The organism is Pyxidicoccus trucidator (assembly GCF_010894435.1).
Classification (GTDB): Bacteria; Myxococcota; Myxococcia; order Myxococcales; family Myxococcaceae; genus Myxococcus; species Myxococcus trucidator.
In genome coordinates this window covers 405,451-420,161 of the sequence record NZ_JAAIXZ010000010.1, presented here as the reverse complement: position 1 = coordinate 420,161, position 14,711 = coordinate 405,451, and the positions used below count along the sequence as shown (strand labels likewise).

13 protein-coding genes are annotated in these 14,711 nt (G+C 70.0%); 7 read left to right on the top strand and 6 right to left on the bottom strand.

The features are described 5' to 3' along the window. The first annotated feature begins 101 nt into the window (after positions 1-101). The 3 genes from G4D85_RS27940 to G4D85_RS27930 all read left to right on the top strand — a co-directional run bounded on the left by G4D85_RS27940 (position 102) and on the right by G4D85_RS27930 (position 4,259). Entirely contained in the window at positions 102-1,907 is a 1,806-nt protein-coding gene (locus G4D85_RS27940; RefSeq protein WP_240359528.1) for a SpoIID/LytB domain-containing protein, read from the top strand. A gap of 123 nt (positions 1,908-2,030) precedes the next feature. Further along, complete coding sequence (locus tag G4D85_RS27935; protein ID WP_164017055.1) at positions 2,031-3,275, top strand: energy transducer TonB; 1,245 nt, start codon at positions 2,031-2,033, stop codon at positions 3,273-3,275. Positions 3,276-3,347: 72 nt separating this feature from the next. Then, positions 3,348-4,259 (top strand): cation diffusion facilitator family transporter, encoded by a 912-nt coding sequence (locus G4D85_RS27930; RefSeq protein ID WP_164017054.1) that lies wholly within the window; start codon positions 3,348-3,350, stop codon positions 4,257-4,259. A 12-nt stretch (positions 4,260-4,271) separates the two neighbouring features. Here the strand turns inward: G4D85_RS27930 and G4D85_RS27925 are convergent, their stop codons facing one another. From G4D85_RS27925 to gcvT, 5 genes are all read right to left on the bottom strand, one after another. Then, the gene (locus G4D85_RS27925; protein ID WP_164017053.1) at positions 4,272-4,649 is read right to left on the bottom strand and encodes a response regulator; all 378 of its coding nucleotides are present in this window, start codon (positions 4,647-4,649) and stop codon (positions 4,272-4,274) included. Continuing rightward, entirely contained in the window at positions 4,646-6,208 is a 1,563-nt protein-coding gene (locus G4D85_RS27920) for an ATPase domain-containing protein (protein WP_164017052.1), read from the bottom strand. Before G4D85_RS27920 ends, G4D85_RS27925 begins: the two co-directional genes overlap by 4 nt. Before the next feature lie 246 nt (positions 6,209-6,454). Further along, a complete protein-coding gene (gcvP, locus tag G4D85_RS27915; RefSeq protein WP_164017051.1) occupies positions 6,455-9,358 on the bottom strand; it encodes an aminomethyl-transferring glycine dehydrogenase in 2,904 nt (967 codons plus the stop codon). A gap of 78 nt (positions 9,359-9,436) precedes the next feature. Then, positions 9,437-9,826, bottom strand: a complete 390-nt coding sequence (gene gcvH / locus G4D85_RS27910; protein WP_164017050.1) for a glycine cleavage system protein GcvH — start codon at positions 9,824-9,826, stop codon at positions 9,437-9,439. Positions 9,827-9,856: 30 nt separating this feature from the next. Then, positions 9,857-10,939, bottom strand: coding sequence for a glycine cleavage system aminomethyltransferase GcvT (gene gcvT / locus G4D85_RS27905; protein ID WP_164017049.1), 1,083 nt, complete (start codon positions 10,937-10,939; stop codon positions 9,857-9,859). A gap of 95 nt (positions 10,940-11,034) precedes the next feature. Here gcvT and metF point away from each other — a divergent pair, with 95 nt between their 5' ends. Both metF and G4D85_RS27895 read left to right on the top strand, forming a co-directional pair. Then, positions 11,035-11,907 (top strand): methylenetetrahydrofolate reductase [NAD(P)H], encoded by an 873-nt coding sequence (metF, locus tag G4D85_RS27900; protein ID WP_164017048.1) that lies wholly within the window; start codon positions 11,035-11,037, stop codon positions 11,905-11,907. Beyond that, complete coding sequence (locus G4D85_RS27895) at positions 11,904-12,326, top strand: hypothetical protein (RefSeq protein ID WP_164017047.1); 423 nt, start codon at positions 11,904-11,906, stop codon at positions 12,324-12,326. Before metF ends, G4D85_RS27895 begins: the two co-directional genes overlap by 4 nt. Positions 12,327-12,359: 33 nt before the next feature. Here G4D85_RS27895 and G4D85_RS27890 read toward each other — a convergent pair whose 3' ends face one another. Further along, positions 12,360-13,304 (bottom strand): ADP-ribosylglycohydrolase family protein, encoded by a 945-nt coding sequence (locus G4D85_RS27890; RefSeq protein ID WP_164017046.1) that lies wholly within the window; start codon positions 13,302-13,304, stop codon positions 12,360-12,362. Positions 13,305-13,519: 215 nt separating this feature from the next. Here G4D85_RS27890 and G4D85_RS27885 point away from each other — a divergent pair, with 215 nt between their 5' ends. Next, on the top strand, positions 13,520-13,780 hold the full coding sequence (locus G4D85_RS27885; RefSeq protein WP_164017045.1) for a hypothetical protein: 261 nt from the start codon (positions 13,520-13,522) through the stop codon (positions 13,778-13,780). Between the two features lie 350 nt (positions 13,781-14,130). Beyond that, the gene (locus G4D85_RS27880; protein WP_164017044.1) at positions 14,131-14,502 is read left to right on the top strand and encodes a hypothetical protein; all 372 of its coding nucleotides are present in this window, start codon (positions 14,131-14,133) and stop codon (positions 14,500-14,502) included. The last annotated feature ends 209 nt before the right edge of the window (positions 14,503-14,711 follow it).

Sequence of the window (14,711 nt, the reverse complement as noted above, 5' to 3'; positions counted from 1 at the left end):
GCCCGGGCGTTGTATTCACCCCATGTCCTTCTCGTCCTGGCGTCCCAGCGGGCGTCCGGCCGTGACAGCCCGCGGGGCCGGCGGCTACGGTGGCGCCCTCCGTGCGACCCGCCGTCCTGCCGCTCCTCGTCACCGTCCTCCTCTCTGCCTGCGCGGCCTCGAAGCCCGCGCCGGGCGGTGTCCCCCCTCCTCCAGCCGGGCAGGCGGGCGTGCCTTCGGATGGAGGCACGGCCTCCCTCCCGCCGCCCCCTTCCGAGAGCGACGGAGGCACGGACGGAGGCACGGACGCGGGCGCCAGCCTCCCGCTCCCGGAGCGCCCCGCTGGCGAGGACCCGCTGGCCCAGGGGCTGCCCGGGCCGGGGGACCTCAAGCGGCTGGACTTCCGGGGCGGCGAGCCCCGAATCCCCATCCGGCTGATGGAGGGCCGACGCGAGGTGACGTTCTCCTCCCGGGGGCGGATGCGGCTGCGCTTCGGCGGGCCCGACGACAAGGTGCTGGACGCGGCAGCGGGGACCCGGTGGACGGTGCGGGTGACGCAGGGAGAGTCGGCCGTGCTCTCCGCGCGCGTGCAGTTGGGCGAGTTCCGCACCGCGGACCGGGAAGGGCTGAGCGCGGCGCAGGAGGAGTGGCGGGCGCGCGGCATCGCGGTGCGCTCGCACGTGCTGGGCGCGGTGTACGGCATCGCCGGCAAGGTCATCGACAACCGGCGCAACCTGCTGCTGGTGGATGAGGCCCTCACCCCCGAGGCGGCCGCCCGCCGGCAGGCGGAGCTGCTGCGCGAGTACGGGGTGAGGACCACGCTCTTCGAGGAGCTGCGCACCCCGCCGAGCGCCATCCTCGAGGTACGGGACGAGGCCGGGGTGGTGGTGGGGCTGGCACAGGACCGGCTGGACGCCGAGACACCGGACGGCGCGGGCTTCGACGTGCGGCAGGTGGAGTACGGCGTGGGCTACGACTTCCACAGCTTCGAGGACCGCACCTTCCGGGGCGCCCTCCAGCTGGTGGTGGACCGCGCCGGCACGCTGGCGGTGGTCAACGTGGTGCCCCTGGAAGACCTGCTGAAGGGGCTGGTGCCCTCGGAAATCTTCGCGCGCGCCCACCCCGAGGCGCTCAAGGCCCAGGCCGTCACCGCCCGGGGCGAGGTGCTGGCCAAGGTGGGCATCAAACACCTGGCGGACCCGTACCTCCTCTGCTCGGAGCAGCACTGCGCCGTGTACCGCGGGCGCACCGGCGAGGTGGCCAGCACCACGGCCGCCGTGGAGGCCACCCGGGGCGAGGGACTCTTCAGCCAGGACGGGCGGCTGGTGGACTCCGTCTACAGCGCGGTGTGCGGAGGCCACACCGAGGACAACGACATCGTCTGGGGCGGAACGCCGGACCCGTCACTGCGCGGGCGCCCGGACGTGCTGCCCTCGGCGGGCCACTTCCCCCTGCCGGCACACCTGGAGGAGTGGCTGGCCGCCCCGGACCTGCCGGCCGCCTGCCGGCTGTCCAGCTTCGCGCAGCCCAGCAAGTTCCGCTGGGAGAAGCGCTTCACGGCCGAGCAGGTGGACGCCCTGACGAAGCGGCTGGGGGTGGGCCGGGTGCAGGCCATGGCCCTGTCGGAGCGGGGGGTGTCGGGGCGGGCGCGGGTGCTGACGCTGGCCGGGGAGCTGGGGGCCACCCAGGTGCGGGGGGAGCTGAACATCCGCCGGCTCTTCGGGATGCTGAACAGCAGCATGGCCGTGGTGGAAGCCGAGCGGGGCGTCGAGGGCCAGATTACCGGCTGGCTTTTCCGTGGCGGCGGCTGGGGCCACGGAGTAGGGATGTGCCAGACAGGCGCTATCGGCCGGGCGGAGGCCGGGCAGCGCTACCAGGACATCCTCCGTCACTACTTCAACGGCGCCGAAGTGGCCCCCATCTATTGAAAAGGTCGGAGGGGGCGGCTCATGCGTACCAGTGCACGTCTCGCGAATCTCCTCCCCTGCCCGCCTGTTCTGCCGCGAACGGGACGGGACTAGTTGGCCGGCCCGGAGGTTTATCATCGCGCCGTGAGCACGGGTCCTACTCCATCAGACTGGCGCCGCCGGAAGCGGCGGGGCTCCGCCTGGCGCGTCGTCGCCGCGGTGGCGCTCGCCCTGGTGGCGCATGGCATCTATGTAGGTGCCCTGCTCCTGACGAGCGCCCTCCAGCCCGCCTCCCGGGAGCGGCGCGCCGTGACGCGCCCCACCTCCGTGGCCGTCCGCCCGCTCACCGCGGACCAGTGGGCGAAGAACCGGGGCCCCGCGGACACTCGCTCCAAGGCCCAGGCGAAGGACCGTCCCCGCCTCCAGGAGAAGAAGGAGGAGGAGAAGCCCGACGAGAAGCCCAAGGGTCAGGTGGTGGACGTCGCACCCGGCAATGACCAGGTGGACCCGAACGCGAAGTACCTCGCGGAGAGCAACAACCGGGTGGACAAGGAGACGCGCGCCCGGGAGCAGACTCCCTTCTACCGGAACGCCATGCCGCAGCGGACGGCGCCCCAGGCCCAGGAGGGCACGGACGCCCGCAACCAGGCGCCCCGCATCGCCGGCAACAACGGCCTGGGCAACGACGAGAAGCCCATCTCCGAGGGCGGCAAGCAGCCCGTCTTCGAGATTCCCGACGTGCGCCGGAAGAACGAGGTGGCCGTGAAGACGGACCCCAACAACCGGGGGCCGGGCGTCACGGTGAACAACCAGAACGAGAGCGACGAGCTGGTGGGCAACTCCAAGCGCCTGCGCATCGAACAGGGCGCGGGCGGAGAAGAGTCGGGTTCGACGGGGCGCGCGGGCGCTCCGGGCCTGGCCGCGCTGATGCCCTCGCGCGCCGTCATGGACAAGGTGCTGGGCGCCGCCCCCAATGACCACCTGCGCGACGCGGAGGAGGGAGACGGCACCCTCCTCAACACCCGCGAGTGGAAGTACGCCAGCTTCTTCAACCGCGTGAAGCAGAGCGTGGGCATGCACTGGAACCCCAACGAGCAGCTGCGCCGGAGGGACCCCACCGGCGGCGGCACCTTCTCCGGGAAGGACCGGTACACGCTGCTGGCCATCACCCTCGACGAGAAGGGCCAGGTGAAGGACATCCAGGTGGAGAAGAGCAGCGGCCTGGACTTCCTGGACATGGAGGCGGTGTCCTCCTTCAAGCGCGCGCAGCCCTTCCCCAACCCGCCGCCGGGCCTGCTGGGCCAGGACTCGGAGGTGAAGTTCCAGTTCGGCTTCTTCATGGAGATGGGCGGCGGCCCGCGGATGCGGCTGTTCCGCCAGCCGAACTGAGCGCGCGGTTCCGAGCAGAGGGCCGCACGAGTCTCTCGCGGCCGGGCGGGCTTCCCACTACCCTGCCGCGCCGTGGAAACCCCCGTCGCAGACCGCTCCCTCCTCCTGCAGCAGCGGAACCGGAAGGTCCGCCTCGTCCTGCTCGCCATCCTGGTGGCCAACTGGGTGGTGGCCATCGCCAAGCTGGCTTTCGGCATGCTGAGCCAGTCCGCGGCGGTGACGGCGGACGGCCTGCACTCCTTCATCGACGGTGGCTCCAACGTCCTGGGCCTCGTCGCCATGGGCGTGGCGTCGCGCCCGGCGGACGAGGACCACCCCTACGGGCACGGCAAGTTCGAGGCGCTCGCGTCGCTCGGCATCGGCGCGATGATTGGCATCGGCATGCTGGAGCTGGGGCGCATGGCGCTCGACTCGGTGATGCACGACAAGCACCCGCAGGTGACGGCGACGATGGCGGGCGTCATGGGCTTCACCCTCCTCGTCAACATCGCGGTGACGCGGGTGGAGCGGCACTACGGGCACAAGTACAAGAGCACCCTGCTGCTGGCGGACGCGAGCCACACGATGTCCGACGTCTACGTCACCCTGGCCGTGCTGGCCTCGCTGCTGCTGGTGTGGCTGGGCTACCCGCGCGCGGACGGGCTGATTGCCCTGGGTGTCATGGTGTTCGTGGCGTGGGTGGCCTACGGCATCGTCCGGCAGGCGGTGGGCATCCTCTCCGACACCGCGCGGTTGGACCCGGTGGAGGTGGCCCGGCAGACCATGAGCGTGTCGGGCGTGCGCTCCTGCCGCAACGTGCGCAGCCGCGGCATGGAGGAGAGCGTCTACGTGGACCTCAAAATCGAGGTGGACCCGAACCTCTCCACCGCGCAGGCCCACGAGGTGGCGGACCGGGTGGAGACGCTGCTCCAGTCCACCTACCCACAGGTGGTGGACGTCGTGGTCCACGTGGAGCCGGCGAGCGCCATGGCTGCCCGCACGTAGCGCGCCGCGCCCTCATCCCTCCCCTTCCCTCGCAGTCCGCTTCGCGAGCGCGGTGGCGACGACCTGGAGCAGCGTCTCCAGCTTGAAGGGCTTGGCGAGGAAGCCCGCCACGCCATGCCCCTGGAGCGCCGAGCGCGACACGGAGGTCATCACCACCACCGGGACGTGCTGCACCTTCGTGTCCAGCGCCTTGGCCGTGAGGAAGGCGAGGCCGTCCATGCGCGGCATCATGATGTCCAGCAGCACGAGGTCCGGGCTCCGCTCGGCGAGCAGCCGCAGCGCATCCTCTCCGTTGCGCGCGGTGAGGGCCTCGTACCCCTCGTCCTCCAGCACCTCGCAGAGCGTGGCCGCGAGGATGTCTTCGTCTTCCACGACGAGGATGCGGCTCATCGCGGCTTCCTCCCGCGCGGGCGGGCGGGCGCCGTCTTCTTCTTCGCGGGCACACGGCGCGACTTGCGGGGGCGCCCATCCGGGCCCACGGCCTTCGGGTCTTCGCGGGGGCGGGGCTGCCCGGTGATGAGCGCGTCCAGGGTGGGGTAGCCCTCCCGCACCTCCACGCCCCGCGCGGAGATGGCCAGCTCGCGCAGGTAGGGGTCATTGTCGCTGTCGCGCATCTTCAGCACGGAGATGAGCCGGTGCAGGCGCCCGCCCACCTCGAAGAAGCGCAGGAAGAGGAGGTTGTCGCAGAGCGCGTCCACCCCGCGGATGGGAGAGTGCAGCGCCGGGCCGAACAGCTCGTTGGGCTGCTGGGTCAGCAGCACGGTGACCTCCCTGTCCCGCAGCGCGTTGAGGAGCGCGGCGACGAAGCGGGGGGCGCGTCCCGGGTCCATGGCCTCCCGGGCGAAGGGCTCCAGGCCGTCCAGGACGACCCGGCGGTAGTGATGGGCGTCCACCAGCTCGAGGAGCTCCTGCGCCATGGCGTCCGGCAGCGTCTCCACCGGCGCGCGCGTCTCCAGGCGCAGCGCGCCGGACGCCTCCAGCTCGCGCAACGGGAGCCCCACGCAGTCGCCCTTGCGCAACAACTGCCCCCGCCGCTCCGCGAAGCCGAAGTACAGCCCCCCTTCCCCGTGCCTGGCGCCCTCCACCAGGAAGTGGAGCCCCAGCAGTGTCTTCCCGCCGCCGGGGCTGCCCATCAGCAGCGTGGACGACAGCGTGACGAGCCCGCCGCCGCACATGGCATCCAGCCCGGCGATGCCCCACCGCGAGCGACGGTCCGAGTCCGTGACCTGCTCGGAGTTGTCCGGGTTGAGCGCCTCGAAGCGCGGGTAGACGGAGACGCCGTGCGTGTCGATGGTGAAGGTGTGCTTCCCGGGGAGGTTGTTGCTGCCCCGGAACTTGATGACCTCCAGGCCCCGGGTGGACTTCAGCCCCACGTGCTCCGTCGTGAGGGAGAGGATGCCGTCCGCCATGACGTGCTCGACATCCGCGCCCGGCCCCTCCTCGGAGCTGAGCAGGAGGATGGTGCAGGCCGTGAGGCTGGCCCTCACCGACAGCGCCAGGAGGAACTCACGCAGCTCCACGTGCGCGAGGATGCGCTCGCGCACCACGGTGAACCCGTCGATGACGAGCAGCCGGGCGGCCTTGTCCCGCATCACCTGGGTGAGCAGCTCCAGCAGCCCATGCGCCCCACCCGCCTTCAGCGCGTGGACTCCGCTGACGTAGTGGACGCGCGTGCCCACCAGGTCGCTCTCGAAGAACTCCAGCGTGCGCAGGTGGAGCAACAGCCGCGAGTGGCTCTCCGTGAGCATCGTCACGTAGACGGCGGGCTCACCCTGCTTCGCCAGGTGGAAGCACATCTGGTTGGCGAGCGTCGTCTTCCCGGTGCCCGGGGGCCCGGTGAGGATGTACAGGCCCCCTCGGAGCCAGCCCCCATCGAGGATCTGGTCCAGATATGGGGTGCTGCTCGACAGCCGGGAGTCCTCCGCTGCCTGGGGAGGGTTGCGGTTCACTCGTTGCTCCTTCGTCCACCCACACCGTCACCCACGAGACGATGAGCATTGGCACGAACAAGCTGCCGGTCCCGCCCGGCACCCTGGCATGACGCCGTCCCGCTGGCGGCAGGGCCCCAGGGCAGGCGGGCAGGCACGGACCGCAGGGCTCCGGAGAGACGAAGGGCCGCCTCCCCGCGAAGAGGGAGACGGCCCCGTCGACTGCAAGTGGCGCCCGGCGGGAAACCCCGGCGGGCGCTGAAGACGTCAGGCCACGGCGGCCTTCGAGTCCGTCATGTAGTCCTCGATGGGAGGGCACGAGCACACGAGCTTGCGGTCCCCGAGCACGTTGTTCAGGCGGCCCACGGACGGCCAGAACTTGTTGTCGCGCACCCACGGGGCCGGGAAGACGGCCTGCTCGCGCGAGTAGGGCCGGTTCCACTCCGGGGCGGTGAGGACGCGGGCGGTGTGGGGCGCGTTCTTCAGGACGTTGTTGTCCTTCGGCATGCGCCCCTCCTCGATGTCGCGAATCTCCTGACGGATGGCAATCATCGCGTCGCAGAAGCGGTCCAGCTCCGCCTTCGACTCGCTCTCCGTCGGCTCAATCATCAGCGTGCCCGACACCGGGAAGGACACGGTGGGCGCGTGGAAGCCGAAGTCCATCAGCCGCTTCGCCACGTCCTCCACCTCGACGCCCGAGGTCTTCTTCAGCGGGCGCAGGTCGACGATGCACTCGTGCGCCACCTTGCCGCGCTTGCCGCGGTACAGCACCGGGTAGTGCGGCTGGAGCCGCTCGGCGATGTAGTTGGCGTTGAGGATGGCCAGCTTCGTGGCCTGGGTGAGGCCCTCGCCGCCCATCATCGTCATGTACATCCACGAGATGAGCAGGATGCTGGCGCTGCCCCACGGCGCGGCGGAGATGGCGCCGATGGCCTCCGAGCCGCCCGTCTGGATGACGGGGTGGCCGGGGAGGAACTTCACCAGGTGGCTCGCCACGCAGATGGGGCCCATGCCCGGGCCGCCACCGCCGTGGGGGATGCAGAACGTCTTGTGCAGGTTGATGTGGCAGACGTCCGCGCCGACGAGGCCCGGCGCGGTGAGCCCCACCTGGGCGTTGAGGTTGGCGCCGTCCATGTACACCTGGCCGCCGCGCTCGTGGACGATGGAGCAGATCTCCTTGATGTCCTCCTCGAACACGCCGTGCGTGGACGGGTAGGTCACCATCAGCGCCGCGAGCTTGTCCTTGTGCTCGTCCGCCTTCGCGCGCAGGTCCACGAGGTCGATGTTGCCGTCCTCGTCGCACTTGGTGACGACCACCTTGTAGCCCGCCATGACGGCGGAGGCCGGGTTGGTGCCGTGCGCGGAGGACGGAATCAGGCACACGTCGCGGTGCGCCTGGCCGCGGCTCTGGTGGTACGCGCGGATGACGAGCAGGCCCGCGTACTCACCCTGGCTGCCCGCGTTGGGCTGCAGCGAGCACCCGGCGAAGCCCGTCACCTGCGTCAGCATGTGCTCCAGCTGCTCGAAGATGACCTTGTAGCCGGCCGCCTGCGAGGTGGGGGCGAACGGGTGCAGCCGGCCGAACTGCGGCCACGTCACCGGAATCATCTCCGCAGTGGCGTTGAGCTTCATGGTGCAGCTGCCCAGCGGAATCATCGAGTGCGTGAGGGACAGGTCCTTCGCCTCGAGCCGCCGGATGTAGCGCAGCATCTCCGTCTCGGAGTGGTAGCTGTTGAAGACGGAGTGCGTGAGGTACTCGCTGGTGCGGCGCAGGGCCGGCTCGAGGGGGCTCTCGACGTTGCCGCCCACTTCCTCCAGCGACGGGGCGGAGGCCTTGCCCGCGCCCGAGGCGAAGGCCGAGAGGATGGCCTCCACGTCGGCGGGCCGCGTCGTCTCGTCCAGCGCCACGCCCAGCGTCTTCTCGTCGATGCGGCGGAAGTTCATCCGCGCCGCCTCGGCGGCACCGAGCACCGAGCGCACCTGCGGCTGCGTCAGCTCCACGCGCAGCGTGTCGAAGAACTGCTCGTACTTCGGCTTGAGGCCCAGCTTCGTCAGGCCGCGCGCCAGCACCACGGTGAGCCCATGCACGCGCTCTGCGATGGCCTTGAGCCCCTTGGGCCCGTGGTAGACGGCGTACATGCTGGCCATGACGGCCAGCAGCACCTGCGCGGTGCAGATGTTGCTCGTCGCCTTCTCGCGACGGATGTGCTGCTCGCGCGTCTGCAGCGCCATGCGCAGCGCGCGGCGGCCCTGCGCGTCCTCGGACACGCCGATGATGCGGCCCGGCATGACGCGGGTGTAGGCGTTCTTCGTGGCGAAGTAGCCGGCGTGCGGGCCGCCGTAGCCCATGGGGACGCCGAAGCGCTGGGCGCTGCCCACCGCCACGTCCGCGCCGAACTCGCCCGGCGGGGTGAGCAGCGTGAGGCTCAGCAGGTCCGCGGCGACGACGAGCAGGCCGCCCGCCGCGTGCACCTTGTCCGCGAAGGCGCGGTAGTCGTGCACCACGCCGTCGGTGGCCGGGTACTGCACCAGCGCGCCCACGAACTTCTTCGCGCCCAGGTCCACCGTGCGGTGGTCGCCGACGACGATGTCCACGCCCAGCGGCAGGGCGCGCGTGCGGACCACGTCCACCGTCTGCGGATGGCAGGCGTCGGAGACGAAGAAGGCCACGCCCGAGCCGTCACCCTTCTGGTGCACGGCCAGCGCCATGGCCTCGGCGGCGGCGGTGCCCTCGTCGAGCAGCGAGGCGTTGGCGACCTCCAGGCCCGTCAGGTCCATGATGAGCGTCTGGAAGTTGAGCAGCGCCTCCAGCCGGCCCTGGGCAATCTCCGCCTGGTACGGCGTGTACTGCGTGTACCAGCCCGGGTTCTGGAAGATGTTCCGGAGGATGACGTTCGGCGTGTGGGTGTCGTGGTAGCCCATGCCGAGGTACGAGCGGAACACCTGGTTCTTCGCGGCGATGGCCTCCAGCTGCGCGAGCAGCTCGTGCTCCCCCTTCGGAGGCGCGAGCTTCAGCGGCTCCTTGGAGCGGATGGCCGGCGGGACGGCCTGCTCGATGAAGGCCTCGAGCGAGGTGACGCCCAGCGCGGACAGCATCTGCTTCAGCTCGTGCTCATCCGGGCCGTTGTGACGGCCGGAGAACGACTCCTGGTACTTCCAATTCAGGGACATGGCAGTCGGGCTCGCGTGCGAGTCGGAGGTCAAAAAATCGAGGACCGTCACTAACAGCGTGGCGGTAGCGCTTCAGTGCTACGCGCTCTTGAGCAGGTTGGAGTACGCGGTGGCGTCCATGAGCGCGTCCACCTGCTTGGGATCCGACAGTTCGACCTCGACAATCCAGCCCGCCCCGTAGGGGTCCGTGTTGACGGTGGAGGGGTTGTCCGCCAGGGCGTCATTCACCTTCACCACCGTGCCCGTCACCGGCGAGTACAGCTCCGAGACGGCCTTGGTGGACTCGATGACGCCGAACTGCTTGCCCTCGGTGATGGTGGCGCCCAACTTCGGCAGCTCCACGTACACCACGTCACCCAGCGACTCCTGGGCATGGGCGGTGACACCCACCACCACCACCTTGCCCTGGACGCGGGCCCACTCGTGCTCCTTGGTGTACTTCAGGTCGCCGGGAATCGAATCGGCCATGTCGTTGCTCCTCAAAAGGGGCTGGAGGTTTCAGGGCTTCTTGTAGAACGGAGTCTTGACCACGACGGCGGGCACGGGGCGTCCGCGGACGTCCACGTCGAAGGTGGAGCCTTCCGCGGCAAGCTCGGCGGGCACGTAGCCGATGCCGATGGGCTTCTTCACGGAGGGGCCCATGGTGCCGCTCGTCACCTCGCCCACCGGCTTGCCGTCCTTGTGGATGGCGTAGCCATGGCGGGGGATGCCGCTGCCCGTCACCTCGAAGCCTACCAGCTTGCGCTTCACGCCGGCGGCCTTCTGCGCCACCAGCGCGTCCTTGCCGATGAAGGCGGCCTTGTCGAGCTTCACAATCCAGCCGAGCCCGGCCTCCAGCGCGGTGTGCTGGTCGTCGATGTCGTTGCCGTAGAGCGCGTACTTCATCTCCGTGCGCAGGCTGTCGCGCGCGCCCAGGCCGCACGGCTTCACGCCGTCCTGCTGGCCTTCCGTGAGCAGCGCGTCCCACAGCTTCACCGCGTCGTCCGGGGCGCAGTACAGCTCGAAGCCGTCCTCGCCGGTGTAGCCGGTGCGGGAGATGATGCTCTTCACGCCCGCCACCTCGCCCTCGGCGAAGCGGTAGGTGCCAATCTTGGAGGTGTCCGTCTTCGTCAGGCGCTGGACGAGGCCGCCGGCCTTGGGGCCCTGCACGGCGATCTGCGCGAAGTCGTCGCCCCGGTCCACGGGCTTCACGCCCTTCGCGTGCTCCTTCATCCAGGCGAAGTCCTTCTCGCGGTTGCTGGAGTTGACGCAGATGAAGATGCGCTCGGGGCTGAAGCGGTAGGCGACGATGTCGTCCACGAAGGTGCCCTGCTCGTTGAGCAGGCCGGCGTAGACGGCCTGCCCGTCGGAGATGCGGGCGAGGTCATTGGAGATGAGGGCGTTGACCGTCTCCAGGGCGCCAGGGCCGGAGAACTCCACCTCGCCCATGTGGGAGACGTCGAACAGGCCGACGGCGTTGCGCACGGCCTCATGCTCGCCGATGACGGACGAGTACTGGACCGGCATGTCCCATCCCGCGAAGTCGACCATGCGAGCGCCCAACTTGCGGTGGGCCTCGTTGAGGGGCGTACGCCGGGCCATCAATCTCTCCTGGAGGGGTGTGGAAAACGGCGCGGACTATAGCCGCGAGACTTGGCCGATCAAGGCCGACGGGGAACGTCTACACTGGGGCCGACATGAAGATTCGTAATCGGTTGAATCCATCCAACCCCTGCTTCTCGTTCGAGTTCTTCCCGCCGAAAACGGACGAGGGTGTCGCCAACCTCTTCAAGACGCTGGAAGACCTGGCGCCCCTGCAGCCCGGCTTCGTGTCGGTGACCTACGGCGCCGGCGGGAGCACGAGGGACAGGACGCTGGAGCTCGTCACGCGCATCAAGCAGGAGACGGGCATCGAGGCCATGGCGCACCTGACGTGCGTGGGCCACACCCGGGAGGAGCTGCGCGAGCTGCTGAAGCGGCTGGCCGAGGCGAAGCTGGACAACGTGCTGGTGCTGCGGGGAGACCCGCCGCAAGGGCAGCAGCAGTTCACCCCGGCGACGGGTGGGTTCCAGTACGCGTCGGAGCTGGTGCGATTCATCCGAGAAGAGGATTTCAACTTCTGCCTCGGAGGGGCGTGCTATCCGGAGGGCCACGTCGAGACGACGTCCCGCGACGACGACCTGCGTCATCTGAAGGAGAAGGTCGACGCGGGGCTGGACTTCGTGGTGACGCAGCTGTTCTTCGACAACGCGTTCTTCTTCGACTTCGTGGAGCGGGCACGGCGCGCGGGCATCAACGTCCCCATCGTCCCTGGCATCATGCCGATTACGAACTACGAGCAGATCCAGCGCTTCACCCGGATGTGCGGAGCCACCGTGCCCATGCGGCTGGCGCTGCAGCTGGAGCGGGTGAAGGACCAGCCCGACGCACTGGTGCAGCTCGGCGTGGCGCACGCGACGGTGCAGTGCATGGAGCTGCTGGCGCGCGGCGTGCCCGGCATCCACTTCTACACGCTGAACAAGTCCCCGGCGACGCGGATGATCGTAAGCGCCCTGAGAGCCCGTTCATGAGCGGTCCTGGAATCCAGCTCCCCCCTACCGACCCGCGCCACAAGGCGCTGAACATCGTCCGTGCGCCGGCCTTCTTCCTGCTGTGCGTGGGCGTGCTGAACATCATCTACAACATCGCGGGCTTCATCCTGGCCGCGATGAAGGTGACGTCCCCCTTCGTCCCCGCGGGTGCCACGCCCACCACGCTGGAGCTCAGTCCCGCCCTCGCGCTGATGTTGCTGGTGGGCATCCTCTGCGGAGTGCTGTCCGCATGGGGCGCGATGAACGCGCTGAACCTCAAGGGCTACGGGCTGGCCACGGTGGGTGGCATCACCGCGCTGTACATCCTGTCCCCCGGGTGCGTCATCGGCGTGCCGGTGGCCATCTGGATGTTGTTCACGCTGCGCCGCGACGGCATCCGCGAAGCCTTCCGGTCCTGAGCCGCGAGTTCCGTTTCCGGGGATTGAGGGGACTCAGCCCTTCGCGTGGGCCAGCAGCTTCTGGAGCAGCGGCGCCAGCAGCTCCTGTCCGCGCAGCGCCGAGCGCCACCGCTCGGGAATGCCCTGCACGCCATGGATGAGCCCGGCGATTCCACCGGCCACACATGCCGTGGTGTCCGTGTCGCGCCCCAGTCGCACCGCGGCCTTCACCACGCCCTCGTAGTCGCCGCCCGACGCCACGCACTGCCGCGCCGAGCGCAGGCAGTCCACCACGTAGCCGGAGCCCGTGCCCGGAGGCTCCTCCGCGTCCGGACGTGCGATGTGCGTGTCCAGCTCCGTCCGGACCTCGAAGCCCTCCGGGTACAGCTCGCGGAACGTGGACAGCGCGTCCGCCCACGGGTCCACGGCGCCCTCGAGGATGCGCCGCGCCCACAGGCAGTACACCGCGCAGCACGCCTGCGAGCGCGCGTGCCCGTGCGTCACCCGCGACTGCGCCATCGCATCCGAGACGAGCTTCGCGTCGTCTCCCCGGTGCCACAGCGCCATCGGCAGCACGCGCATCAGCGAGCCATTGCCGTTGTCCTGCTCGCCCTTCGGCCCGGCCATCAGCGCGGGCGTCCCGGCGCGGACGTGCGCCAGGGCCGTGCTCGTCTGGATGCCCACGTCGAACACCTTGCCGTCCACGGCGAGGTAGCCCCACTCGTACCAGTTCACCAGCCGCCGCCCGAGGTCCTCCGGGTCCAGCCGCCCCTGGTACAGCAGCGAGTCCAGCAGGCACAGCGCGTGCGCTCCGTCGTCGGACCAGGTGCCCGGCGGGACGCCCTCGTGCGCGCGCTGGAAGCCGGCGGGAGGCTCGAACTCAATCGCCTCGGGCGAGGGAATCTGCTGGGGCGAGTGGAACTCGTAGGGGACGCCGAGCGCATCGCCAATCAACAGTCCATACACCCCACCCGTGATGCGTTCCTCGCGCGTCGGCATGTCTGCGCCCTCCCCTGTTCTCTTCCACCCTGGGCTCGGGTCCAACCCTATCAGCCGTTCGCCGACCCGCACATGCCACTGTTCATCGCGAACCCTGCGCACCGGGGCCTCGGATATCTGAGTCCTCCCGGCTCCGGGTGTCAGCTTCGCGCACTGCTTCCGGATGGGTTTGCCAGGGCGCGTTCGCTGGCACAGGCCATGAACAGGAACGGGGCATGCGAACTCTCGTGCTCCTCACTTTCGCCCTGGGCCTGCTCGCCGGCTGCGGGCCCCGCACCCGCGACAACCCCAGTGTCCCCGCCGGTGGTGTCTGCCAGTCCAGCTCCCAGTGCCCCATCGACCATGCGTGCGTGGGCTGCCCGGACGAAGATGCGCACTGCATCTCCGGGTGCTCCTCAGACGCGGACTGTTCCGAGGGCTCCTGCCAGCGATTGGAGTGCATCACCTGCCCCTGCCCGGGCCGCTGCGCGACGTGAGCTTTCGGGCCCAGGTCCTTCAGGGCGATTCACGCAGCAGCCCGGGTTTGCGGCCAGGGCGACGAGGCACCTGACAGACGTATCGGGCCGCTCAGCGGGAGCCACGTAGCAGCACGGGTTTCCGGCCAGGGCGGCAGTGCCCCTGACTGAACCTCTCCCGCGTGGCCTCGGTGCCGAGCCCGGCGTCGGCGGTTCGCGCCCTCGCGTTGAGAGCCGTCAGCGCGTGTCGCAATGACCGACACCTGGGATTGACCGACACCCGGGAATGACCGACACCCGGGAGCGATACCGGCGCCGCGAGCTACTCCCCACCCTTGAGGGGACCCGCGAGGGTCAGGAGGAGAACCGTCATGACGCGGAAGAACGTCAAGGGCGCGATGCTGGTCGGGGCCCTGGTGTCGGTCTCACTCGTGGGCGGAGGCTGCACGCGGGGCCCGGCCCAGGACGCGGGCAGCGCGCACGGGAGCGGTGGTGCGAGCACCAGCGCCAGTGCAAGCACAGGGCATGGCAGCAGCACGAGTGGCTCTGGCAGGAGTGGCGGGAGTTCGGTGGCGTCGGGCAGGAGTGGCGGGAGCTCGGGAGGTTCGAGCGCGGACAGTCGCCGGGGGCCCCGGGGGGCCGGCAACGGCTCCAGCACCGGGGGCAGCGGGATGGGCGGCGGCTCGAGCACGGGGGGCAGCTCGTACACCGGCGGCGGCAGCATGGGTGACGGCACCCGCTGATCGGGCCTCACCCAGCCGGTGCGAGCATGTCGGCCAGCTCCGTGGCGCGACCGGAAGCGGAAGGAACGCTCATTCCGGGTGTCGGCCGTCCGCAGTCGGGGCTCACCGCGGCGGGCGGGAGCGGAAGGAACGCTCATTCCGGCCGTCGACCACCCGGGGTCGGGGCTCCCTGCGGCGGGCGCGAGCGAAAGGAACGCTCATTCCGGCCG

Coding starts and splice junctions, on each gene's coding strand:
- G4D85_RS27925 (WP_164017053.1), bottom strand. CDS start 4,649: ATGAGCCGCATCCTCGTCGTGGAAGACGAAGACATCCTCGCGGCCACG.
- gcvP (WP_164017051.1), bottom strand. CDS start 9,358: ATGTCCCTGAATTGGAAGTACCAGGAGTCGTTCTCCGGCCGTCACAAC.
- gcvH (WP_164017050.1), bottom strand. CDS start 9,826: ATGGCCGATTCGATTCCCGGCGACCTGAAGTACACCAAGGAGCACGAG.
- gcvT (WP_164017049.1), bottom strand. CDS start 10,939: ATGGCCCGGCGTACGCCCCTCAACGAGGCCCACCGCAAGTTGGGCGCT.
- metF (WP_164017048.1), top strand. CDS start 11,035: ATGAAGATTCGTAATCGGTTGAATCCATCCAACCCCTGCTTCTCGTTC.
- G4D85_RS27895 (WP_164017047.1), top strand. CDS start 11,904: ATGAGCGGTCCTGGAATCCAGCTCCCCCCTACCGACCCGCGCCACAAG.
- G4D85_RS27890 (WP_164017046.1), bottom strand. CDS start 13,304: ATGCCGACGCGCGAGGAACGCATCACGGGTGGGGTGTATGGACTGTTG.
- G4D85_RS27885 (WP_164017045.1), top strand. CDS start 13,520: ATGCGAACTCTCGTGCTCCTCACTTTCGCCCTGGGCCTGCTCGCCGGC.
- G4D85_RS27880 (WP_164017044.1), top strand. CDS start 14,131: ATGACGCGGAAGAACGTCAAGGGCGCGATGCTGGTCGGGGCCCTGGTG.